The organism is Nocardia sp. CA-119907 (genome assembly GCF_050955995.1).
Classification (GTDB): Bacteria; Actinomycetota; Actinomycetes; order Mycobacteriales; family Mycobacteriaceae; genus Nocardia.
This window is the reverse complement of sequence record NZ_CP192091.1, coordinates 7,548,445-7,570,126: the sequence shown is the minus strand read 5'-3', so window position 1 is coordinate 7,570,126 and position 21,682 is coordinate 7,548,445. Positions and strand designations below refer to the sequence as shown.

The window sequence follows — 21,682 nt, the reverse complement described above, 5'->3', positions numbered from 1 at the left end:
TTCCAGGCTCGCGCCTGACGGTGGGCGTCGGCCATTCGTGAAAGGATGAGGGCGTGCGTTTGTATCGGGATGAGGCGGTCGTGGTTCGCCAGCACAAGCTGGGTGAGGCGGATCGCATTGTCACGTTGCTGACGCGCCAGCACGGGTTGGTGCGGGCGGTGGCCAAGGGGGTGCGGCGGACGAAGTCGCGGTTCGGGGCGCGGCTGGAGCCGTTCGCCTATGTGGACGTGCAGCTGCATCCCGGGCGCAATCTCGACACGGTCACCCAGGTGCACACCATGGAGGCGTTCGCCGCCGATATCGTCGACGACTACGGGCGCTACACCACGGCCTGCGCGGTGCTGGAGACCGCGGAACGGCTGGCCGGTGAGGAGCGCGCACCCGCACCGAGGCTGCACGCGCTGACCGCGAGCGCACTGCGGGCGATCGCCGCCAAACAACGTCCGCACGAGTTGATCCTCGATGCGTACCTGTTGCGCGCCATGGGTTTTGCGGGTTGGGCCCCCGCGCTGGACGAATGCGCTCGCTGCGCCACCCCCGGCCCGCACCGCGCGTTCCACGTCGCCGCCGGTGGCGCTGTTTGCGTGCATTGCCGCCCGCCCGGCTCCGCCACCCCGGCCCCCGGCGTCCTCGATCTGCTGATCGCTCTGCTGAAAGGCGAATGGGAGTACGTCGAGCAGGTCCCCGAACAGGTCCGCAGACAGGCCAGCGGCTTGGTCGCGGCACATCTGCAGTGGCATCTCGAGCGTCAGCTGCGCACCCTGCCGCTGATCGAGCGGTCGCACCCGACCGATGGCCCGACCGTTTTGGCGTCCTCGACGGCGGGACAAGCAGGCTGACCTGCACACAAGTTCTCCACAACCATCAGGCAGGATAGGTGCCGTGATCCTCCGTCGAGACTCCGCCGCGCCGACCAGATCGACCAGCGCACGGTCGGGTGCCGAACGCGCCATCCGTCCGCCGTCGCCGCACCCGTCGGGGGCGACGCCGCCGGAACTGCCGCCGGAGTTGGTGCCCAAGCATGTGGCGCTGGTGATGGACGGCAATGGGCGCTGGGCGCAGGAGCGCGGGCTGCCGCGCACCGCGGGCCACGAGCGCGGCGAGGCGGTTTTGATGGACACCGTCGAGGGGTGCATCGAGATCGGGGTGAAGTGGCTCTCGGCCTACGCCTTCTCCACCGAGAACTGGCGGCGCAGCCCGGAGGAGGTGCGCTTCCTCATGGGATTCAACCGGGATGTCATCCGCCGCCGCCGCGACGAAATGAACGAGATGGGTGTGCGGGTGCGCTGGGCGGGGCGGCGACCGCGGCTGTGGCGCAGCGTCATCAACGAACTGGAGACGGCGCAGGAGCTGACCAAGGACAACACGGTGATGACCCTCACCATGTGCGTCAACTACGGCGGTCGAGCCGAAATCGCCGATGCCGCAAGGGAAATCGCGCGTCGGGTGGCGGCGGGCGAGATCGATCCGGAGAAGGTGAACGAGGCGACGGTCGCCAAGTTCCTGGACGAGCCGGATATGCCGGACGTCGATCTGTTCCTGCGCCCCTCCGGCGAATTCCGCAGTTCGAACTTCCTCATCTGGCAGTCCGCCTACGCCGAATACGTCTACCAGGACACCCTGTTTCCCGATTTCGACAGGCGCAACCTGTGGGAGGCCTGTCTCCAGTACGCTTCGCGTGACCGTCGCTTCGGGGGGACCAAGTGAGCGGCGGCAGCAGATGAACGGCGGCACCGATATGGACGCAGCAGTGACCCCCGAACAGGAGCTACAGGCCAGGGCGGGTGCCTGTCTGTCGCTCTACGACGTCGCCGTGCGGGTCGACGCCGAGGGTTCGCTCGGTTTCGAATACGAGGGCGCACTGTGCTCGCTGCGCGCGGTGACCCTGGCGCCCGGCCTGGATGTGCTGACGCTGACCTGCGTGCTGGCCTGGGACCGCCCGCTGAAGCCGCAGCTGCACAAGCGGGTCGCCGAGCGCAATGGCGCGATCCAGTTCGGCTCGATCACGCTGATCAGTCGGGGCAGCCAGGCCGATGTCATCCTGCGCTACACCTTCCCGGCCGCGGGCCTGGACGATCAGGCGCTGGCCACCATGCTGCTGCTGGTGCTCTCCGGCGCGGGTAGGGCCAGGCAGGGTCTGCTGCCCTGAGCCGCGCGGCGTCGACGCCATGACAGATGTCATGGGAGGTTCGTGACACTCGTGCGAGGTGCCGGGCGGCCGATTGCGTGACCGTTGAGTCATGACATCGGCACTGACATCCACGGCCATCTTCGCCGCGGCAGGGGGCTCGGGCAGGCATCGGGCGTCGTCCGCGATCGAACTGCGCGATCTGCACAAGAGCTTCCGGCTCCCGGGCGGCGGCGAGGTGCGCGCCGTCGACGGACTCGACCTGGTGGTCGCGCCGGGGGAGATCGTCGCCTTCCTCGGACCCAATGGCGCGGGTAAGACCACCACCATCGATATGCTGCTCGGCCTGGCGGCACCGGACTCCGGCAGTGTGCGCGTTTTCGGCGGCACACCGGCCGAAGCCCTTGCGGCAGGCCGGATTTCGGCGGTCCTGCAATCCGGTGGGCTACTGCCCGATCTGACCGTCGCCGAGACCGTGCAACTGGTGGCCACGCTGCACGCGCAGCCGCGCTCGGTCGAGGAGGTGTTGGCCCGCGCGGGTATCGCCGATATCGGCGCTCGCCTGGTCGGCAAGTGTTCGGGCGGGCAGCGGCAGCGTCTGCGATTCGCGCTGGCCCTGCTGCCGAATCCGGATCTCATCGTCCTCGACGAGCCGACCACCGGTATGGATGTAGAGGGGCGGCGCGAGTTCTGGAATGCCATGCGCGAGGACTCCGACCGCGGCCGAACCGTACTGTTCGCCACCCACTACCTCGACGAGGCCGATGCCTACGCCGACCGGATCGTGCTGGTGCGCGCCGGCCGGGTGGTCGCCGACGGCAGCGCCGCCGAGATCAAGAACCTGGCCGCGGGTCGTGCGGTGAGCGCCACCTTGCCCGGCGCGGATCCCGCCCGGCTCTCGGCGATCCCCGGCGTCGACGATATCGAGCTGCGCGGCGACCGAATCATCCTGCACACCAAGGACTCCGATGCGATCGCCCGCCATCTGCTGACCGAGACCGCCGCAGTAGATCTCGAAATCACCTCGCACAATCTCGAATCCGCATTCCTGGCGCTCACCACGGGAGACAACTGATATGACCACCCTCGCCCCACGAGCGGTTTCGGCGCGCGTCCCACTCGGCGGTTTCAGCCTCGGCTTCCTGCGGCTGGAATTGCGCCGCATGCTGCGCAACCGGCGCACCATGATCTTCACGCTGATCATGCCGCCGCTGTTCTTCGTCATCTTCGGGCTGCAATCCGACTACCGGACACAGTCTTTCGGCTCGGGCAACGTCACCGGCTACGTCATGGTGTCGATGGCGGTGTACGGCGCGATGCTGGCTACCACGAGCGGCGGTGCCATGGTCGCGATCGAACGCGCGCAGGGCTGGAGTCGCCAATTGCGACTCACCCCACTGCGTCCGGTCGCGTATATCGCCACCAAGGTCGCCGTCGCGATGGCGCTCGGCCTGGCCGCGGTCGCCGCGGTCTTCGTCGTCGGCGCGATCTTCGGCGCGCATCTGACGGCCGCCGCCTGGGTGAGCTGCTTCCTGCTCGCCTGGATCTGCTCGCTGGTCTTCGCCGCCTTCGGCCTGTTCGTCGGCTACCTGCTGCCCTCGGAGAATGTCATGCAGCTGCTCGGTCCGGTCCTCGCGGGTCTGTCCTTCGCGGGCGGTCTGTTCATGCCGCTGCACGGCTGGTTCGAGACGGTCTCCAAGATCTTCCCGACCAATGGCGTCGCCACCCTGGCCCGCATGCCCTTCGGCGACACCAGCGCGGCGCCGATCGTCCTGGCCATCCTCAACGTCCTCGTCTGGGCCACGATCTTCGTCGGCGGCGCGGCCATCCTGTTCCGTCGTGACACTGCCCGCTGAACGACCCGGCACCGGCCGCCTGCCCCGCCAGGGTGGGCGGCGATGCCGTGCCTGGAGACCGTGCGGCGCACGCTGGCGCGGATCGATCGCACAATGCACGCGAGCGGGCTGGTTCAACCATGCCGTGTCGGCGGACCATAGGCCGTTGGGTGCCCGTGGTGTGGCGGTTCGCTGCGGGTCGGCTATGCGATGTGAGCAGGTGGGTTGGGGCGGAGATGCTGTGTTGGCGGCCCATGGGGTGTTGGGTGCCTGTGGTGTGGCGGTTCGGTGCGGGTCGGCTATGCGATGTGAGCGGGTGGGCTGGGGCGACGATGCCGTGCCCGGGGGTCGCAGGATGCCGGGCGGCTGTGCAGCGCATGCGAGCCATGTGGTGCGGGTGGGGCCAGGAGTTTCGGCCACACCGAGCCGTGCCGGTTCGGTAGCGTCGGTGCTCGTGATCAGCCATCGTGCGCGCGACCGATACTGGGGTTTTCGGGTGCGCGGCGGCGGGCCGGGGGCGACGATGGGGCTGAAGTCCGCGCTCGATTCGCTGCGGGGTGGCTCGGCATCGGAGCTGCTGGACCGGGTTGTTCGGGACGGCGGATTGGGCGCGGACGGGAAGCGGCGCGGGTGGTTCGGCGGGCTCATGTCGGTGGCGTGGCTGTCGTACATGGTCGGACCGGTGATCCAGAGTTGGGTGGACGGCGACCAGCCGACGGCGGGTCTGGCGATGGCGGCACTGCTCGTCTATGCGGCGTTGATCGTCGGATCCTTCATTGTTTTCCGGCGGCCCAGTCGCAGTGACCCGTTGGTGGAGCGTCCGGTCGACCTGCGGGTGTGGCCGGTGCTCGCGGCCATGACGACGTGCACCGCGGCGTTGATCGCGCTGCTCGGTCCGGTCGCACTGCCGACGTTGATCTTTGTCGGCGTTATCGCCATTTTCCACATGCCGTCTCGCGAATCGGGCTACGTGGCTTTCGCGGTCATGCTCGCGATGCTGCTCGTGCCGGTGGCGCTGCCGAGCCTGTCCGGTGTGCCGTTTTACGTGTCGTTCGTGCCCGTCGTGATCTGGGCGGCCCGGCAGCTGGGGTTGCGTGGTGAGCGGTTGGCCGAGCTGACCCGACGGCAGCAGGCCGAACTCGCGATTGTCGAGGAACGCAACCGCGTCGCGCGCGACGTACACGATATCCTCGGCCATTCGCTGACCGTGAAAACCGAACTGGCGCAACGCCTCATCGATGTGGATCTGATGCGGGCCAAGGCCGAGATGGCCGATGTCGAGCGGTTGGCGCGGGAGGCGCTGGCCGGGGTGCGCGACACAGTCGGTGGTCTGCGCGAAGTATCGCTGCGCGGTGAATTGGCCAATGCGCGAACGGCGTTGGCGGCCGCCGATATCGACGCGGCGCTCCCGGATGCCGCGCAACTGCCCGATATCCGCGATAGTGAATTGTTCGGCTGGGTACTGCGCGAGGCGGTGACAAATGTGATCCGACACAGCGCTGCCCGGCATTGCACGGTCACCGTGACCAGCACCAGCATCGAAGTGGTCGACGACGGTCGCGGGCTCGGTGACCCCGAGTCCGGGTCGGGGCTTTCGGGCCTGCGCGAACGGGTGCGGGCCGCCGGGGGAACATTGACGCTGTCATCGCCCGAAGGAGGTGGAGTTCGTGTGCGTGCCACGGTGCCCGAGTGATCCGGAAATGATTCTGAGCGTGCACTTTTCGCGCCCTCGCGGCAATTCGGCCGAAAGCGCACGCACCAACCCGTTCCTGTCGCCGAAGGGCCACACCGCATGATCCGACTCTTGCTCGCCGACGACCAAGCGCTCGTCCGCGGCGCGCTCGCCGCACTCCTCGGCCTGGAGACCGACCTCGAGGTGGTCGCGGAGGTCGGTCGCGGTGACGAAGTCCTGGACGCGGTCGCACGCACTACACCCGATGTGGCGCTGCTGGATGTGGAAATGCCGGGTATGGACGGCATCGCGGTCGCCGCGCAGCTGCACGCCGCCCATCCCGATATCCGCATCCTCATGGTCACGACCTTCGGCCGCCCCGGCTATCTGCGGCGCGCAATCGATGCGGGCGCAAGCGGATTCGTCGTGAAGGACACCCCGGCCCGCGAACTCGCGGATGCGGTGCGCCGAGTCCACCTGGGCCTACGCGTTGTCGATCCCGCCCTGGCCACCGAAACCCTGACCGTCGGCACCTCGCCGCTGACCATCCGCGAACGCGAGGTCCTCGCCGCCGCAGCCGAAGGCGCCACCGCAGGCGCCATTGCCAAACAGCTGCACCTCTCGGAAGGCACTGTCCGCAACCACCTTTCGTCCGCCATCGGCAAAACCGGAACCAGCACCCGCGCCGAAGCCGCTCGCACCGCCGAACGCCTCGGCTGGCTCTGACCACGTCAACGTCCCCCTGCAGCCCGCACTCGTTCGCGCAGGCCGGTCAGTCCGCGCAGTCAGTGACTACCTCGCACAAGGGGTGTGGCTTATGCGAGGCAGTCACTGGATATGCGACACCTAGGTTTCGACCGGCTGGGCGGCGGGCTCGCCGTAGGGCATGAGGGTTGCTACGCCACGAGCGAGGGTTTCCGGATCCAGGTCGCCGATGATCAAGTGCTGCAACATGAATCCTGGCACCAGGCCGATGATCGCCGTCGCGACCGCGCGGATGTCGGTATCCGGGGGTAACCAGCCGACCTCCACCATGCGCTCGGTGTACTCGTACCAACTTTCGCGCATCGCGAGCACGGCGGTCTTGACGTATTCGGCCGCCTCCGGGTGTACCAGCGCCAGCGCCCACGCCTGTGGTGCGAGCCGGATCCGACCATCCGGACCGCTGTGCTCGACCACATGCTCGGCGATGACTCGGAGGACCTGACCCGGGGCCGGCAGCGGATCGGACCGAATCGCCCTGATCAGCGCGGCGCGTACCTCGACGGTTGCCTCGGTGGCCAGTGCGGCGGTGATGTCGTCCTTGCTCTTGAAATACCGGTAGACCGCCCCGGCCGAGAGGCCCGATTCGGCGAAGATGTCCTGCATCGAGGTCTCGTAGAACCCCTTGCGGGCATAGCAGAGCTGTGCCGCGTCGAGGATCTGCTGTCTGCGGCGTTCCAGGTGTTCATCGCTGACTCGGGGCATATCCTCAAAATAAAACGAATGCTCGTTCTTGACAAGCGTGAAGGCGAGTGCGACGGTATCCACATCGAAAGAGAACGAGCATTCGATTTTCGGGAGAACGTCATGAACACCACCCAGCGGGCGCTCGCCGTAGGCGTCGGCGCGGCCCTGCTCCAGGCATTGATGCTGATCGCCTTCGCCTGGCCAGCGGCCCATATCGCGCCACGCGATCTGCCCATCGCCATCAGCGGCCCACAAGCCGCGATGGTCGCCGACAAGTTGGCCCAGCATTGTCCGGGAGCCTTCGAAATCACCAACCCGGCCGACGAAGCGGCGGCCCGCGATGCGATCGAGAACCGCGATGTCTACGGCGCCGTCATCACCGGCGGTGGCACCCCGCGGGTATTGGTCGCCTCCGGCGCGAGTCCGGTAGTGGCCCAACAACTCACCGGGATCGCCCAGATGTTGTCCGGGGAGCAGGCCGCGCCGGTCGAGGATGTGGTCGCCGCCGATCCCGACGATCCGCGTGGTACCGCCTTCGGTGCGATGGTGTTGCCGCTGGTTATGTCCGGTATTGCGGCGGGTGTCCTACTCAGCCTGTTGATTCCGGCGGTCGGCGGTAGGACGATCGGCCTGATCACCTTTGGTATCGCGGGCGGGCTGCTGAGCATAGTGATCATCCAGACCTGGATGTCGGTGGTGCCCGGTCCCTACCTGACCCTGGCCGCGGTCGCCGGCCTGGTGTCGTTCGCGGTCTCCGGCGCTGTTGTCGGGCTCGCCACCGCGGTCGGCCGCGCGGGCATCGGCATCGCCGCGCTGACCATGCTCCTGGTCGGCAACCCGTTCTCGGCCGCCACCTCGGCCCCGGAAGAGCTGCCGCAGCCGTGGGGAACGGTCGGTCAGCTGCTGCCGCCCGGCGCCGTCGCCTCGTTGCTGCGCTCGGTTGCTTTCTTCGACGGTGCCGCTGCTACCAAACCCCTTGTGGTGCTGATTATTTGGTCCATCGCAGCCCTCGTCCTGCTCGGCATCGGGGTACTGCGCGGACGCCGCCCGGCCGCGGGTCCAGCGCCGGTCCGGTCCAGCGATCCGGTCGCCGTCTGATCCGAACCAGCGCCTCGAAAACGACCGCAGGCCACCGCTACCGGATAACCCGGCAGCCGGTGGCCTGTGATCGATTGTGTGTTCTCAGTTGACAGTGAAGGAGAAGGTCGGGGCGGCGGCCTCGCCCTTCTTGGCGTCGTAGCTCACCACGTAGCTGCCGGTCGCCGGGGACGGAACCACGAAGACGACGTAATTCTTTGCGTTGTCGATGGTTTCGTTGGTGTTGAGCAACTCGTTGATCGGCCCGCGAATATCGGCCGGAAGGCTTTGGCCGTCCGGGGTTTTCACAGTGAAGTAGTCGTAGAAGACGTTCAGTCCGCCCGCGGAGATCTCCGGCCCACCGATGATCTTGATGCGCAGCGAGAGATCCATTTTGCCGCGCTCGTTCTTGGTGTAGCTCGGTGCGAGTGTGCCACCGGTGATTTCGATCGTCGTCTGATCCTGCACCAATTTGCCGGTGACATTCAGCGTTTTCGGCGCGACGCCCTCGACCTGGGCGGAGGCCTTCAGCGGAATCTTGGTCTGATTGTCCGAAGCCTGCCCGTAGACCACCGTCATGGTGTCGAGCAGGTGCTCGGCATCATGCAGTGTCTTGACCGATGTGGTGACTTTGCCGGTGGCCGAACCCTTTCCGGGCACGGTGGGGGAGTCGAAGCTCGCTCCGGCGTCGATCTCCTTGTCGACCTGCAGGTAGGTGTTATTGCTGATCGTCTTGTTGTCGGGGGTGGTGTTCTTGTAGGTGATGTCGATCAGCACCTTGGCCCCGCCGAATTCGTCGGGCACCACGGTCGCCTTGTCCACCGTGATGTCGAAACCCTCGTACCAGCCGGACTTGCCGACGGTCCGAATGGTCGACCGGCCGTTCTGTGCCCCTGGTTGTCCTTGGCCGACAGTGCTTTCCGCGGCGGCCGTCGTGGCCGGTCCCGCTTTGGTGTCCTTGTCATTGCACGCCGTCATGAGCACGGCGGAGCTGCCGATGAGTACGGCCGCCCCAATTGTGGTGAAATACCGCCGTTTACCGGACGGAGAAACCGATGATCGCACGCTGCCTCCCAGAAGATATGCCATCTCAGTGCGCGACGCCCGGAACCTCCGGGCGCTGTCTGCGCAGGGAAATCTTCCTCGCGGGCGGTGGCGTTAACTAGGTGATCGGCATCACATCTTGGTGCGGTTCGCCTTCACGCATTCGCAGCAGGTGCCGAAGATCTCCATGGTGTGGCTGACCTCGGTGAATCCGTACTCGCCCGCAATGGTTTCGGCCCAGGCCTCCACCGTGGGGCCCTCCACTTCCACCGTGCGTCCGCAGTGTCGGCACACCAGATGGTGATGGTGTCCGGTGGAGCACTGTCGATAGACGGACTCTCCGGTGTCGGTGCGCAGCACATCGACGAGTCCGGCATCGGCCAGCGACTGCAGGGTGCGGTAGACCGTGGTCAATCCGATGCCCTCGCCGCGGCGGCGCAATTCGTCGTGCAACTCCTGCGCGGAGCGGAACTCCTCGATATCGCGCAATAGTGCGGCGATCGCACTGCGCTGTCGGGTGCTGCGGATGCCGACCGGCTTATCCGGCAAGACCGTTTTATCTGGCACGTTCACCCTTCCTCGGCATGCGCCACGGCGTCGACAACTATATGCGCCAAGTGGTCGTCGACGAGTTCGTACAGCACCTCGCGGCCGGAACGTTCTCCGTGCACGACGCCCGCGGACTTCAGAATCCGCAAGTGCTGGCTGACCAGCGGTTGGGTGACGCCGAGGACATCGACCAGTTCGTGCACGCAGCGCGGCGATTCGCGCAACTGCAGCACAATGGCGATGCGCACCGGGGCGGCGAGGGCGCGTAACAGCTCGCCCGCGTCCTCCAGGACGGTCCGCGAGGGCACCGGCGCCGGTGCGGGGGACCGGTACGGGTTGTGCGGATGGGCGGTAGCGGTCTCGGCGGTCATCGAACCAACTCCTTAATGGAAAGCATTCCCATTTTGATATGCACAGGTGCGCATGTCAAACGCGCGCCATGGAGTGTCGATTCGAGTGGTGCGTCGGACACCGGGGGCCGGTAGGCGTGTGCGGTGCAAAACCGATTGGCGGGTGCCGATAGGCTGGAGGGCATCTTTAGTGCAGTGTATTGACTGCGCTATACCCAACCCGATTCGTAGTGGATGGAGAATTCTCGAGTGGCACCCAAGTCGAAGGTGGACACCGTTGCCAACCTCGCCAAGCGCCGGGGTCTGGTGTACCCGTGTGGTGAGATCTACGGAGGCACCAAATCGGCGTGGGACTACGGTCCGCTGGGTGTCGAACTCAAGGAGAACATCAAGAAGCAGTGGTGGCGGTCGATGGTCACCAGCCGCGAGGATGTCGTCGGCCTCGACTCGTCGGTGATCCTGCCACGTCAGGTGTGGGTCGCCTCGGGCCACGTCGGCGTATTCAACGACCCGCTGGTCGAATGCCTGAACTGTCACCATCGGCACCGGCAGGACCACCTGCAGGAGGCCTACGCGCTCAAGCACAAGATCGACGACCCGGACTCCGTCTCGATGGAGCTGGTGGCGTGCCCCGACTGCGGCACCGTCGGCCGCTGGACCGAGCCGCGCGATTTCAACATGATGCTCAAGACCTACCTCGGCCCGATCGAAGCCGAAGAAGGTCTGCACTACCTGCGTCCCGAGACCGCGCAGGGCATCTTCGTCAACTTCGCCAATGTGATGACCACCGCGCGCAAGAAGCCGCCGTTCGGTATCGCGCAGATCGGCAAGAGCTTCCGCAACGAGATCACCCCGGGCAACTTCATCTTCCGCACCCGCGAGTTCGAGCAGATGGAGATGGAGTACTTCGTCAAGCCGGGCGAGGATGCGGAGTGGTACAAGTACTGGATCGACACTCGGCTGTCCTGGTACACCGACCTCGGCATCGATCCGGAGAACCTGCGGCTGTTCGAGCACCCGAAGGACAAGCTGTCGCACTACTCGGCGGGCACCACCGATATCGAGTACCGCTTCGGCTTCCAGGGCAATGAGTGGGGTGAGCTGGAGGGCATCGCCAACCGCACCGACTTCGATCTGAAGACGCATTCGGAGCACTCCGGCACCGACCTGACCTACTTCGACCAGACCACCAATGAGCGCTACACCCCATATGTCATCGAACCCGCGGCCGGTCTGACCCGCTCGCTGATGGCATTCCTGGTCGACGCGTACACCGTCGATCAGGCGCCCAATGCCAAGGGTGTGATGGAGGAGCGGATCAGCCTGCGGCTGGATCGCCGGCTCGCGCCGGTGAAGGCGGCCGTACTGCCGCTGTCGCGCAATGCGGATCTGACGCCGAAGGCGAAGGATCTCGCCGCGCAGTTGCGTAAGAACTGGAATGTCGAATTCGATGATGCGGGCGCCATCGGCCGTCGCTATCGCCGTCAGGACGAGATCGGCACGCCGTTCTGCATCACCGTCGACTTCGACACCCTCGAGGATCAGGCGGTCACCGTCCGCGAGCGCGATTCCATGGCGCAGGAGCGGATCGCGCTGGACAAGGTGGAGGGCTACCTGGCGCAACATCTCATCGGCGCCTGAGTTAGGTAAACGATTAACGCCCGGTCGCGCTGCGGCCGGGCGTTTTCGCAGGTCAATGACCCCGGGGGCCGAATCCATGATCATTCAGTGGATTTCGAGCACAACCGGCTGACGGCGTCCGAGGCGTATGCGGTGATCGGCCCGCCGGACTACCTGCGCCGCAAGTGAATTCAGCGACTATCGGGCTTCCGTTGACTCGACTGGACGATCATCCCGATCGCGGTCGGGATCAGCAGCGCGCATCCCCACGGCACCGCCACCCAGAACGGCCAGAAGTACCCCGCGCCGGTCGCCACCCAGATCGTGAGGCACAGCGCATTCACCGCGGCCCACGGAATCCACATGATGATGACCCACTGCGGCACCCGCTGTGTCACCGTCGCCGGTTTCCGTGGCACGGGCAGATCCGATAGCAGCGGACTCAGCTCGCCATAGGTCTTCGCGGCGTAGACCTGTTTCAGTCGATCGTCGTATTCGTGCAGCGACAACCGGCCGTCGTTCATCGCCATCCGCAATTGTTCGGCGATTTTCTCGCGGTCTGCGTCCGATGCCCGCAGCCTTTCCTCACCCACGGGTGTCAGCTTAGGGCCTGATGCCTTCAGTGGCAGTGCGATTCGGGGCTGTCGTAGCGATCATGGTGCACCGCCTCGCCGACATGCTTCTGCCTGCCCAGCGGGGTGAGGTCCAGGAAATTGTGGGTGCCGATATGGATGTCGCCGCCCCGGGCATAGGACGAATAGGTGTGGAATACCGAACCATCGTCATCGCGCCAGAACACGCTGGTGCCCGGCTGTTCGCCGTCGGTGAAGTAGCTCTGGCCCGCCGCCTCGAGTTCGGCCTTGGTGCGGTAGTTGTATTCCACGGGTGTGACGGATTCGTCCTGGGTGACGTGGAAGTCGTAATTGAAGTCGCCGCCGAACGAGGAGTACGTCGGGAACGTCCACCCCATGCGTTCCCGGTACCGGTTCAGCGTCTCCCACGGCCCGCGGGAGACCACCGCGAAACTGGTGTCCTGGGCGTGCAGATGGGCCAGATGCCCTACGTTGTCGAGGAACATGGCGCAGCTCGGACAGCCCGCGTCCAGATCCCAGCGCCACATCATGTGGTAGACGATCAGCTGGCGGCGCTTCTCGAACAGGTCGGCCAACTCGACCTCGCCCGCCGGACCCTCGAAGACGTACTTCTTTTCGATCGCAACCATCGGCAGCGCGCGGCGCTTCTCGGCCAGCGCGTCCATGCGATGGGTGAGCTCCTTCTCCTCGGCCAGCAGGCTCTTGCGGGCGGTCAACCATTCCTCGCGGGAAACAACGGCCGGACGATTCATGATCATCTCCTAGTTTCGGTGAGACCGTTCCACGTAGGTAGACCGGGCGGCCGCGCGGAAATCATCGGTCCGGTGCGAAGGGCATGGAATTTTCTCCTGCGGTTACTCCGTTGACGGTCGATGTGCCGTATGTCACCTACTAGGCGGGAGCCGGACATGGCTAGAGCTGTGAAGTTCGATCATTATGGCGGAATCGAAGAACTCCAGGTAGTCGAGGTACCGACGCCGAAGGCGGGCCCGGGACGGGTGGTCGTCGAGGTCGTCGCAGCGGGGATCAATCCAGGGGAGGCCCTTATCCGGTCGGGCGCGCTGCACGAGCGCTGGCCCGCGACATTTCCGTCCGGAGAGGGTACCGATTTCGCGGGTCGCGTCGTAGATATCGGGTCCGGTGTCGGCGGGGTCACGATCGGCGACGAGGTGCTCGGTTTCACCGACGAGCGGGCCAGCCACGCCACCCACGTGGTGGTGCCCGCCGAGCAGGTCACGCCGAAACCCGCGGGGCTGGACTGGGATGTCGCGGGCGCGCTCTATGTCGCTGGCACAACGGCTTTCGCCGCGGTGCGCGCGGTGGCCGCGGGACAGGGCGATACGGTCGTGGTCGCCGGCGCCGCGGGCGGTGTCGGCTCGATCGCGGTGCAACTCCTGCGGGTCAGGGGCGCAACGGCTCTCGGCATCGCGAGCGAGGCCAACCACGACTGGTTGCGCAAGGTCGGGGCGATCCCCGTGGCCTATGGCCCAGGGCTGATCGACCGGATCCGCGCGGCCGCCCCCGATGGCGTCGACGCGTTCATCGACACCTTCGGAGCCGACTATGTCGAGCTAGCAGTCGAACTCGGCGTGCCGGTCGAACGCATCGACACCATCATCAACTTTGCGGCCGCCGAGAAGTACGGGGTGAAGACCGAGGGCAATGCCGCGGCGGGCACCATCGATGTGCTGGCCGAACTCGCCGAGTTGGCGGCCGCGGGCACGGTCGAGGTGCCCATTGCCGCCGTCTACCCGCTCGACAAGGTCCAAGAGGCCTATCGCGAGCTGGAGCAGCGGCACACCCGCGGCAAGATCGTGTTGCACCCCTGACGTCACAGCGGTACGTCCCAGAAGTCGTATTCGTGGCGCATCCCCTGTAGGAAGAGTTGCTCCGCGCGCGCTGGATCGCCGCCCGCCTCATCGAGCATCTGCCCGCAGCGGCGGGTCAGCGCGGCGAAACCCGGATCGGCGTAGGTGTCGACCCAGCGCCGGTACCGGGGTTCCGACGGCGGGTTCTCGGCGAGAATGGCGCCGAGCGTCGAGTATCCCCACATGCACGGGTACAGCGCGGCGAGTCCGTCGGCATAGGACGCGGCCGACTCCAGCAGGAACGCGGTGTAGGCCGCGCACGGCGCACCCTTCGTCGCACCGTCGAGGTCCGCGCCGAATTCGGCGGCCAGCGAGCGGTGCAGCGACAGCTCCTCGTGGTAGGTGGCGTGCGCGAGGTCCACCAGATCGCCGAGGTGGTGCGCGGGCGCTTGCCAGGCCAGGCGGGCGAACACCCGGACGTAGTCCAGCAGGAACAGATAGTCCTGTTCGAGCCAGGATCGGAACACCGGCTCGGGCAGCCGGCCGGTGGCGATGCCCACCACTGTCGGGTGCTGCAGCTGACTTTCCACCAGCGGAAAGCCCAGCTCCTGCAGATGTGCCGTAAGACTGATGTGTGCCGCGGGACTCATGTGGGCAGTCTCTCTCAGTCGGAGTGAGTTCTGGTTTGCGCCCCGGTCTGCTGTTGTCGCACGCTGGGCGATGTGTCGCGGGATGAGGAGGAATTGGTGCGGGTGTTGGGTGCCTCGGAACAACGTTTCGTGCGCGCGGGGACCTACACGGGACGATCCGTCACGGTTGTCGGTGATCTCGATACGACAGTGTTGGGGGCGGCCTTCACCGCGCTACAGCGCGCCTATCCGGTGGTGACCTGCCGGATCTCGGAGGACAGCACGGGCCGGGGCTATCTGCTGCGGCCGGGCGAACGGCCGGTGGTCGGTATGACGGCGAGTCTGGGCGATCCGGATGTGGTCCGGATTCCGGATTCGATCGATCCGGCCGGACAGCTCGCGTACCTGGATGTCGTGCTCTCCGAGCGGGGCCGGTCGCGCGTCACGTTATTCGTCCACCACAGCATCGCCGATGCGGGCCACTGCGTCGAATTGCTCTCTCGGCTATGGGACTTCTACACCGATTACGTCGAATTCGGTACGACGACGGTCGTGCCGCACGACTACCCGCAATCGCTGGAATGGCATGTGGCCGCGCGCGGCATCGCCCGCGGTTCGGTCTCCGGATTCGAGGATGTGACCCGGCCACTGGAGGTCGCGGTCGTACCGCCCGCGCCCGCCATCCCCGCGCCGGCATCGATGGTCCGACCCCGGCGCATCATCCTGGACGAACAGGCGACCGCGCGCATCATCGGCCGCGGGCGGGTTCCGGGGGTGACGGTCAACGGATTGGTCACCGCGGCCCTGCTGCGTGCCTTCGCCTCGGAAAAGGCCGGGGCCACCGGGGATCCGGTTCCGCTCGGCTGCCTGTATCCGGTCGACCTGCGCACCCGCCTCGAGCCACCGGTCCCGCGCGCCGAGGGCACCAATATGGCGGGCCTGGCGTCCTTCGCCGCCCAGGTCGACCGCTCCGCCGACATTCTCGAACTGGCCGAGCGCATTTCGTACCGGCTGCGACGCGACCTGGCCGAGGGCATCGTCCAACAGTCGGTCCTGCACTTCCCCAATTACTACGGCTCCACCAGGATCCACTCCCTCGCCGGGCACGTCGCCGTCACCAATACCGGTGCCGTCCCCACCTTCCGGACCCCGGCGACCATCGCGCTGACCGATTACGAGATCGTCTACGTCTCGGCGCATCCGCGTCCTTCCGCGGGGGCTGCCGCGGCGGTCACCTTTCTCGTCTACACCTTCGAAGGCCGACTCACCGTCGGCGTCCTCGGCGGCGGTGATGGTGACCGGCTCGTGACCGCGGTGCGCGACGAGTTGACCGCGCTCGCGGAGCAAGCCGTCAACTCCTGAGGGCGCGGCGGCTTTCGCCGCGCTATTGGAAGGTGGCGTGCGTCGGTCGCATCACCATCACGACACGGCGCTGGTGGTCGGCGACGGGGCGCTCATAGGGCAGGTCGTAGCGGCGGGCGAGCACATCGAAGAATTCGCCGTTCGGATCGGGCTCGATGGCCTCGATGACACCGCGGACCTCGAGGTAGCGATAGGGCTTGTCCGGGTCGTTGATGCTCACCGCGACATCGGGATTCTGCTTGGTATTGACGGCCTTACGCCGATCGATGGTGGTGGTGAAGCGCAGCCGCCCGCCGTCCCAGACCTGCCACACCGGAGTCACCTGTGGGGTGCCGTCGGGGTTGAGCGTGGCGAGGTGGGCGAACAGCGGCCGCGATAGTAGATCGGCGTGGCTCTCGGGAATCACGGGATTGTCCATACCTTTAATATTATCAAAGCTTTGATAGATGTCCTATCATTGACACTCATGGAAATGCCCGCGCACGAGCGGCTCGGTCTGGACGTCAAGCGTGCCGAACAGGAGCTGATGGCCGTCAAACATGAGGCGGTCAAACCGCTTACGGTCCCGCAGTACGCCGCACTCTATGCATTATCGGACAATCCGGGCGTCTCCGCGGCCGCGTTGGCGCGCGCGTGTCTGGTTACGCCGCAAGCGATGACGGTTGTGCTCAAGAATTTGCAGGAGCGCGGACTGGTGGAGCGGACGCCGCATCCCTGGCACCGCGGTGTGCTGGAAACCAGGCTGACTCCGGCGGGCCGCAAGGCCTTCGCCAAGGCGGATGCGAAGGCCGCGGCCATCGAACGCCGAGTAGCGGATGCGTTCACCGCCAAGGAGCGCGAACAGTTGCGGAAGTTGTTGACCCGCTTCACCGAGGCACTGCAGCAGTAATGCCGGTCGGCATAGGAATGCGCACGCCGGATCGGTAGGTTCGTAGGGAATGCTGATGGCGCGGCTGGTGATCGACGAAAGCGGGTGTTCGGACGGTGCGGACCAACGGAGACCGGGAACGCGGGGGTGGGCTCGCGGCCGCGGCGATCGGTATCGCGGCGCTGGGAGTCGGCGAGTTGATCGCCGCGACTCGCGGCGATTCGCTGATCGATGCCATCGGCCGGCTCATGACCGATACCGCGCCCGTGCCGGTGGTCGAGACAACGGTCGCGCTATCGGGTAAGCACGACAAGGTCGTGACGCGGATCGGCGTCGGGGCCGGTGCGGTTGCCGCGACGGTCGGGCTCGGGGCGCTGTCGGATCGCGCGCGTACGCCCGCGGTCGCCGCCTTCGGTGCCACTGCTGCCGCACTGGGTTTGCGTCGACCGACCCGATCGCCCGCCACGGTCGCGGGTGCGGCGGCGGCCGCCGGTGTGCTCGGCATCGGGCTGCGCGGGCGGTCCCGTGGGCTGTTCGGGACGCTGGTGTCGGCGGGGGCCGGTGCCGGACTATTGGCGGCGGCGCGGGCGCTGAATCGCGATTACGACCGTAGGCAGCACGAAGCAATCAATCGCGTCGGCCCGATGGGTGGCATCTCGGTGGTGCCGCAGGACGGGTTGGAGGATGAGCCCGGACTGTCGTCGCTGATCACCGCGAACCGGAGTTTCTATGTCGCCGATGTCAATCTGAGTCCGCCGCGCATCGATCCGGCCCGCTGGCGGCTGGCGGTCACCGGTAAGGTCGCGCATCCACTGCGGCTGTCGCTGTCCGAATTGGCCGCGGACGCGGTCGAATTCGACGCCGTCATGGTGTGCGTGCACAACCGTCCCGGCGACCGTCGCGCGGGCAATGGCCGCTGGTACGGGGTGCCACTGGCGAAGGTGCTCGAACATGCCATCCCGGAAACCGGGGCGACCCGACTGGTCACCAGGGCCGTCGACGGTTACACCATCTCGCTGCCGGTCGAACCGCTGCGCTCCGGCGAGTGGCCCGGATATGTGGTGATCGGGGTGAACGGTGCGCCGCTCGCCCCAGAGCACGGCTTCCCGGCCCGCGTCTCCGTGCCCGGCCTCTACGGCCAGTACACCGGCGCGAAATGGCTTGCGGAACTGGAACTCACCGATGACAGCCACATCGACTACTGGTGGAAGCGTGGCTGGCCATCGGAGCCGATGTGGGTGACGCCACAGGCGCGCATCGACGTGACCGCACCCGGCCGCGCGGCGGCGGGCACCACCAGCGTCGCCGGTGTCGCCTGGGCGCCACCGCACGGCGTCGACGGCGTGGAACTGCGCATCGACGAGGGCGACTGGCGCCCGGTCGACCTCGGCACCGAAACCGCCCCCGCCGCATGGCGTCGCTGGCGCACCACGGTCGACCTGCCCGCAGGCGAACACACCTTGCAGGCCCGCGCCATCAGCCGCTCGGGCGAGGTTCAGGACGGCACTGCACGCTCACCCTTCCCCGCCGGCCCCTCCGGCTTCCACACTGTCACCATCAAGATCTGACCGCCCGAGCGTCCTCGCCGCGCTGCCGCGGCGCTGTGCTGGACCGCGGCCGTATTGGACCAGCCTCTCGTTGAATCGCGCGGCGTTGGGCTGTCGCAATCGTGTTGCGCCGGTGCCCCGCGTTGGCCTGCCAGGCCGTGTCGGACTGCGGCGCTGTGTTGGACCGACGCGCGGCTCGGATCGCGGCGCTGCGCTGGATCGCGCCGTATCCGCACACGGGGTGGGCACCCGCACCTGTGTCGAGATCACATGCTGGCATAGGGTGCGCGAGTGCGGGCTGGTCAGGCGGTGTGGATGGGCTCCTGGAGTTCGGTGACCCAGCCGCTCGGGTCCTCGGTGAACTCGAGGGTCACCTCGCGTGCGGGGCCGGCGGAGCGGTATCCGTTGGCGTCGATCCATTTGCCGAGGGACTGCCACGGTTCCAGGACCTCGTCCATGCTGCCGCGGTGCACCACCGTCGCTGCCTGCGACACCGCGGGCAGGTCGACGATCGTGAATTCGTGGCCGGCGGCGGGTTCGACATTGACCGGCATGGCGGCGTGCACGTTCACCGAACCGTCCGGCTGCTCCTCGTAGTAGGCGATCCCGGGACCGACGATATCGATGCTCGCCTGTGCCAGCCGGGCGCACAGCTGCTCGAACAATGGCCCGACCACCGGGCCGATCGTCTGCGGCTCGAAATCGCTGGCGACACAGGTCAATTCGGCGACCCGCACGGCCGGAATGGACTTGATGACCACATCATTGGCGGGCATGGCGCCCTCCTTCTCGATAATGCGGAGCCTCGTCTCGACCTGGACCAGCCGGGCGCGGTCGCCGGTGATCCGCTGCTCCAGCTCCGCGCGGCGCAGCGCGAGCATGCCGCGCAGTTCCGCGGTGCCGACCCTGTCGTCGAGGATCCGGCCCACCTGTTCCAGGGTGAAGCCCAGATCCTTCAGCGCGACAATGCGATTGAGCCGAGCGAGCTGGCCGCCCTGGTAGTAGCGATAACCGGTGGCGGCGTCGACGCGGTCGGGCCGCAGTAGCCCGATCGCGTCGTAGTGACGCAGCATCCGCACCGATACCCGTCCGTGTCTGGCGAAGTCTCCGATACTGAACATGACGGCTCCCGGTCTATGGCCTCACACGGTGTCAGGGTCAAGGCTCAGAAGCGACCACCCCGGCTGATACGGCGGGATCCGCTGGAGCCGCCGTACGACCCCGGGGTGTAGCCGCTGCCGGACCGTTGCCGGGCGGCGGCACCCGCGCCCCGGAGCAGTCCCTCGATCAGGATTCCGCCGAGTACCGCACCCGCCTGCGCCGTCCCCGACGGCGGCTGGCTGCTCTCCCAGGCCCGCACGCTGGACTGCGCTTCCCGTAGTGCGCGACCGCCCAGATCCGCGGCGGCTTGGGCGCTGGCCAGGGCCCGGGTCGGATCCGTGGCGGAAAGCTGCTGTGCCGCATCGAGGTTGCGCTGTGCCTCGGACAATCGGGTGCGCGCCTGCGCGTCGATGCCGCCGCGTCGGGTGGTGATGTAGTCGAATGCCGCGCCGATCCGCGCGCTGGCATCGGCGAGCGCCCGGTCGAGTCTGCGCCGCAGCTCCTCGGCGGCGAGTTTGCGGTCGGTGGCCGCCGCATTGGCGAGGTCGAGTGCGTTATCGGCTGCCACCGCGGTGTGGAAGGCGTCGAGCGGATCACTCGTCGCGGTCGCGGTGGCGCTGGTCAGGGCCGCCTCCGCCGCGGTGATGGCCGCTTGCAGATCGGCTCCGCCATAGCCCGCGAGCGCCTTCGCGCCGACGATATCCGCGCGCAGTTCCGCCAGTGCGGCGGGCAGCCCATCGGTCGCCTGCTGGATATTCGTCGCCGCATTGTCGACGGCGTCCAACAACGTACGCGCCTGTCCGATCGCACCTTCCGCGGCCCGGATCGCCGCAACCGCACCGCCCTGCTTGCCGACCGGTTGGCCAACGGCATCGCGGCCCGCATCGATATTCTGTTCCGCGAAGGCGATTCGCTCCCGCGCCATGGTCACGTTATCCCGCACGGGCGCGAGCACACTGGCCGGATAAGCGGTGGTGAGCCGGGTGAGCTCGGTCTCCGAATTCGGCACGCGACCGGTCAACTCGACCAGATCCCTGGTCAGCCCGTCCAATCGAGTGGCCGCATTGATGAGCAGATCCCGCATCGCATCGAATTCGGCCACTCGACTGTCGAGTTCCCGATCGGCCCGCCCGACCGTACCGATCAAGTCGACCAGCATGGTGCGCTGCTGATCCGGTGTCTCGGGAATATCGTCATCCAGCTGCTGCCGGATCGAGAATGCCCTGGCGGCAGCGGTTTTCGCAGTCGCAAGGGCGGTGCTGAACGGGGTGACCGCGGTCGCGCCGAATTCGCCGGTGGCCAGCTCCAACTCCTCGGCACTGGTCCGCACCGCATTGTCGATCTCCACCAGCACCTCCTTCGATCTGGCCTGGAGCGCCTCCAGTGATAAGGCTGCGAGCGCGGTGGAATTGTCCGGGTCCAGCTGCCGTGCCGCCGCCAATTCGGCACGTCTGCGGTCGCCGCGCCGCTTGCGCGAGTACAGCACCAGGCCACCGACGACGACCCCGATCACCACCGCGACGATCAGCAGTGTCCATCCACTGATGCGACCGCTGCGCATCGCCGAATCCAACCCATCCGCCATCGCGACCCCGGCGTCCGCCCATCGGCCGTCGCGTAGCGCGGGCTCCACATCGCGCGTCAGTACCGCGTCCAGCTCGGAATCGCTGACACCGCTCGGCAATTCGCCATGGAACGAATACGCCCGATCCTGCGTCGCGACCGCCAGCAACACATCACGTGCGCCGAATCCGGACAGCGTCGCCGTGCGGTCGGCCCATTCCGGCGGCCTCATCCCATTGAAATCGCGCACATAGACAACCCAGAGCCGCAGCTGATGATCGGCGTACAGGTCATCGACCGCCGCCGACACCCGATCGAGCTGTCCCGGATCGAGCACCTCGGCCGAGTCGAGAACATACGGCCCCATCCGCAGCGGCGGATCCGCGCCGACCGGGCCCGCGACCAGCGCGACCCACAGGAACGCCACGCTCATTACCACCGAGGCGGCCCGGCGGATCGGACGAATCGGCGCTAACAACGGCATGGG

Annotated in this window: 23 protein-coding genes; 13 read left to right on the top strand and 10 right to left on the bottom strand. The window is 66.9% G+C overall.

Features of this window, described 5'->3' with window-relative positions:
* The first annotated feature begins 53 nt into the window (after positions 1-53).
* The 7 genes from recO to ACQP2D_RS33935 all read left to right on the top strand — a co-directional run bounded on the left by recO (position 54) and on the right by ACQP2D_RS33935 (position 6,361).
* Positions 54-839, top strand: a complete 786-nt coding sequence (recO, locus tag ACQP2D_RS33965) for a DNA repair protein RecO (RefSeq protein WP_433680012.1) — start codon at positions 54-56, stop codon at positions 837-839.
* Positions 840-882: 43 nt separating this feature from the next.
* Complete coding sequence (locus tag ACQP2D_RS33960) at positions 883-1,707, top strand: isoprenyl transferase (RefSeq protein WP_433680011.1); 825 nt, start codon at positions 883-885, stop codon at positions 1,705-1,707.
* Between the two features lie 31 nt (positions 1,708-1,738).
* On the top strand, positions 1,739-2,149 hold the full coding sequence (locus ACQP2D_RS33955) for a hypothetical protein (RefSeq protein ID WP_433680010.1): 411 nt from the start codon (positions 1,739-1,741) through the stop codon (positions 2,147-2,149).
* Positions 2,150-2,240: 91 nt separating this feature from the next.
* Positions 2,241-3,203, top strand: a complete 963-nt coding sequence (locus ACQP2D_RS33950) for an ABC transporter ATP-binding protein (protein WP_433680009.1) — start codon at positions 2,241-2,243, stop codon at positions 3,201-3,203.
* 1 nt (position 3,204) lies between these two features.
* Entirely contained in the window at positions 3,205-3,984 is a 780-nt protein-coding gene (locus ACQP2D_RS33945) for an ABC transporter permease (protein ID WP_433680008.1), read from the top strand.
* 433 nt (positions 3,985-4,417) lie between these two features.
* Complete coding sequence (locus ACQP2D_RS33940; protein WP_433680007.1) at positions 4,418-5,656, top strand: sensor histidine kinase; 1,239 nt, start codon at positions 4,418-4,420, stop codon at positions 5,654-5,656.
* Between the two features lie 99 nt (positions 5,657-5,755).
* Positions 5,756-6,361, top strand: coding sequence for a response regulator (locus tag ACQP2D_RS33935; RefSeq protein ID WP_433680006.1), 606 nt, complete (start codon positions 5,756-5,758; stop codon positions 6,359-6,361).
* A gap of 120 nt (positions 6,362-6,481) precedes the next feature.
* Here ACQP2D_RS33935 and ACQP2D_RS33930 read toward each other — a convergent pair whose 3' ends face one another.
* On the bottom strand, positions 6,482-7,102 hold the full coding sequence (locus ACQP2D_RS33930) for a TetR/AcrR family transcriptional regulator (protein ID WP_433680005.1): 621 nt from the start codon (positions 7,100-7,102) through the stop codon (positions 6,482-6,484).
* A 102-nt stretch (positions 7,103-7,204) separates the two neighbouring features.
* Between ACQP2D_RS33930 and ACQP2D_RS33925 the strand changes: the two genes are divergently transcribed.
* On the top strand, positions 7,205-8,182 hold the full coding sequence (locus ACQP2D_RS33925; protein WP_433680004.1) for a hypothetical protein: 978 nt from the start codon (positions 7,205-7,207) through the stop codon (positions 8,180-8,182).
* Positions 8,183-8,266: 84 nt separating this feature from the next.
* On the opposite strand, the gene ACQP2D_RS33920 is transcribed toward ACQP2D_RS33925, so the two are convergent.
* The 3 genes from ACQP2D_RS33920 to ACQP2D_RS33910 all read right to left on the bottom strand — a co-directional run bounded on the left by ACQP2D_RS33920 (position 8,267) and on the right by ACQP2D_RS33910 (position 10,125).
* A complete protein-coding gene (locus tag ACQP2D_RS33920) occupies positions 8,267-9,226 on the bottom strand; it encodes a hypothetical protein (protein ID WP_433680003.1) in 960 nt (319 codons plus the stop codon).
* A gap of 111 nt (positions 9,227-9,337) precedes the next feature.
* The gene (locus tag ACQP2D_RS33915; RefSeq protein ID WP_433680001.1) at positions 9,338-9,772 is read right to left on the bottom strand and encodes a Fur family transcriptional regulator; all 435 of its coding nucleotides are present in this window, start codon (positions 9,770-9,772) and stop codon (positions 9,338-9,340) included.
* Between the two features lie 2 nt (positions 9,773-9,774).
* The gene (locus ACQP2D_RS33910) at positions 9,775-10,125 is read right to left on the bottom strand and encodes an ArsR/SmtB family transcription factor (RefSeq protein ID WP_354955947.1); all 351 of its coding nucleotides are present in this window, start codon (positions 10,123-10,125) and stop codon (positions 9,775-9,777) included.
* A gap of 228 nt (positions 10,126-10,353) precedes the next feature.
* Between ACQP2D_RS33910 and ACQP2D_RS33905 the strand changes: the two genes are divergently transcribed.
* Positions 10,354-11,745, top strand: coding sequence for a glycine--tRNA ligase (locus ACQP2D_RS33905; RefSeq protein WP_433680000.1), 1,392 nt, complete (start codon positions 10,354-10,356; stop codon positions 11,743-11,745).
* 170 nt (positions 11,746-11,915) lie between these two features.
* On the opposite strand, the gene ACQP2D_RS33900 is transcribed toward ACQP2D_RS33905, so the two are convergent.
* Complete coding sequence (locus ACQP2D_RS33900; protein WP_433679999.1) at positions 11,916-12,317, bottom strand: DUF1707 domain-containing protein; 402 nt, start codon at positions 12,315-12,317, stop codon at positions 11,916-11,918.
* A 26-nt stretch (positions 12,318-12,343) separates the two neighbouring features.
* Positions 12,344-13,069, bottom strand: coding sequence for a DUF899 domain-containing protein (locus ACQP2D_RS33895; RefSeq protein ID WP_433679998.1), 726 nt, complete (start codon positions 13,067-13,069; stop codon positions 12,344-12,346).
* A gap of 156 nt (positions 13,070-13,225) precedes the next feature.
* On the opposite strand from ACQP2D_RS33895, the gene ACQP2D_RS33890 reads away from it, so the two are divergent.
* On the top strand, positions 13,226-14,146 hold the full coding sequence (locus ACQP2D_RS33890) for an NADP-dependent oxidoreductase (protein ID WP_433679997.1): 921 nt from the start codon (positions 13,226-13,228) through the stop codon (positions 14,144-14,146).
* Positions 14,147-14,148: 2 nt separating this feature from the next.
* Here the strand turns inward: ACQP2D_RS33890 and ACQP2D_RS33885 are convergent, their stop codons facing one another.
* Positions 14,149-14,775, bottom strand: coding sequence for a TenA family protein (locus tag ACQP2D_RS33885; protein ID WP_433679996.1), 627 nt, complete (start codon positions 14,773-14,775; stop codon positions 14,149-14,151).
* Between the two features lie 72 nt (positions 14,776-14,847).
* Between ACQP2D_RS33885 and ACQP2D_RS33880 the strand changes: the two genes are divergently transcribed.
* Complete coding sequence (locus ACQP2D_RS33880) at positions 14,848-16,116, top strand: phthiocerol/phthiodiolone dimycocerosyl transferase family protein (RefSeq protein ID WP_433679994.1); 1,269 nt, start codon at positions 14,848-14,850, stop codon at positions 16,114-16,116.
* 22 nt (positions 16,117-16,138) lie between these two features.
* Here the strand turns inward: ACQP2D_RS33880 and ACQP2D_RS33875 are convergent, their stop codons facing one another.
* Complete coding sequence (locus tag ACQP2D_RS33875; protein ID WP_354955961.1) at positions 16,139-16,534, bottom strand: PPOX class F420-dependent oxidoreductase; 396 nt, start codon at positions 16,532-16,534, stop codon at positions 16,139-16,141.
* Positions 16,535-16,588: 54 nt separating this feature from the next.
* On the opposite strand from ACQP2D_RS33875, the gene ACQP2D_RS33870 reads away from it, so the two are divergent.
* Positions 16,589-17,005 carry a MarR family winged helix-turn-helix transcriptional regulator gene (locus ACQP2D_RS33870; protein WP_433679993.1) on the top strand — a complete coding sequence of 139 codons (417 nt, stop codon included), beginning with the start codon at positions 16,589-16,591 and terminating at the stop codon, positions 17,003-17,005.
* Positions 17,006-17,100: 95 nt separating this feature from the next.
* Positions 17,101-18,552: a molybdopterin-dependent oxidoreductase gene (locus ACQP2D_RS33865; RefSeq protein WP_433679992.1), complete on the top strand. Its 1,452-nt coding sequence runs from the start codon at positions 17,101-17,103 to the stop codon at positions 18,550-18,552.
* Between the two features lie 281 nt (positions 18,553-18,833).
* Here ACQP2D_RS33865 and ACQP2D_RS33860 read toward each other — a convergent pair whose 3' ends face one another.
* Both ACQP2D_RS33860 and ACQP2D_RS33855 read right to left on the bottom strand, forming a co-directional pair.
* On the bottom strand, positions 18,834-19,652 hold the full coding sequence (locus ACQP2D_RS33860) for a MerR family transcriptional regulator (protein ID WP_433679991.1): 819 nt from the start codon (positions 19,650-19,652) through the stop codon (positions 18,834-18,836).
* 44 nt (positions 19,653-19,696) lie between these two features.
* Positions 19,697-21,679 (bottom strand): TPM domain-containing protein, encoded by a 1,983-nt coding sequence (locus tag ACQP2D_RS33855; RefSeq protein WP_433679990.1) that lies wholly within the window; start codon positions 21,677-21,679, stop codon positions 19,697-19,699.
* Positions 21,680-21,682: the final 3 nt, after the last annotated feature.

Excerpts from the sequence above, each read along its gene's own strand:
- ACQP2D_RS33895 (WP_433679998.1), bottom strand. The coding sequence starts at position 13,069 with ATGAATCGTCCGGCCGTTGTTTCCCGCGAGGAATGGTTGACCGCCCGC.
- ACQP2D_RS33925 (WP_433680004.1), top strand. The coding sequence starts at position 7,205 with ATGAACACCACCCAGCGGGCGCTCGCCGTAGGCGTCGGCGCGGCCCTG.
- ACQP2D_RS33930 (WP_433680005.1), bottom strand. The coding sequence starts at position 7,102 with ATGCCCCGAGTCAGCGATGAACACCTGGAACGCCGCAGACAGCAGATC.
- ACQP2D_RS33945 (WP_433680008.1), top strand. The coding sequence starts at position 3,205 with ATGACCACCCTCGCCCCACGAGCGGTTTCGGCGCGCGTCCCACTCGGC.
- ACQP2D_RS33950 (WP_433680009.1), top strand. The coding sequence starts at position 2,241 with ATGACATCGGCACTGACATCCACGGCCATCTTCGCCGCGGCAGGGGGC.
- ACQP2D_RS33860 (WP_433679991.1), bottom strand. The coding sequence starts at position 19,652 with ATGTTCAGTATCGGAGACTTCGCCAGACACGGACGGGTATCGGTGCGG.
- ACQP2D_RS33935 (WP_433680006.1), top strand. The coding sequence starts at position 5,756 with ATGATCCGACTCTTGCTCGCCGACGACCAAGCGCTCGTCCGCGGCGCG.
- ACQP2D_RS33910 (WP_354955947.1), bottom strand. The coding sequence starts at position 10,125 with ATGACCGCCGAGACCGCTACCGCCCATCCGCACAACCCGTACCGGTCC.
- ACQP2D_RS33855 (WP_433679990.1), bottom strand. The coding sequence starts at position 21,679 with ATGCCGTTGTTAGCGCCGATTCGTCCGATCCGCCGGGCCGCCTCGGTG.
- ACQP2D_RS33890 (WP_433679997.1), top strand. The coding sequence starts at position 13,226 with ATGGCTAGAGCTGTGAAGTTCGATCATTATGGCGGAATCGAAGAACTC.
- ACQP2D_RS33955 (WP_433680010.1), top strand. The coding sequence starts at position 1,739 with ATGGACGCAGCAGTGACCCCCGAACAGGAGCTACAGGCCAGGGCGGGT.
- ACQP2D_RS33870 (WP_433679993.1), top strand. The coding sequence starts at position 16,589 with ATGCCCGCGCACGAGCGGCTCGGTCTGGACGTCAAGCGTGCCGAACAG.
- ACQP2D_RS33885 (WP_433679996.1), bottom strand. The coding sequence starts at position 14,775 with ATGAGTCCCGCGGCACACATCAGTCTTACGGCACATCTGCAGGAGCTG.
- ACQP2D_RS33875 (WP_354955961.1), bottom strand. The coding sequence starts at position 16,534 with ATGGACAATCCCGTGATTCCCGAGAGCCACGCCGATCTACTATCGCGG.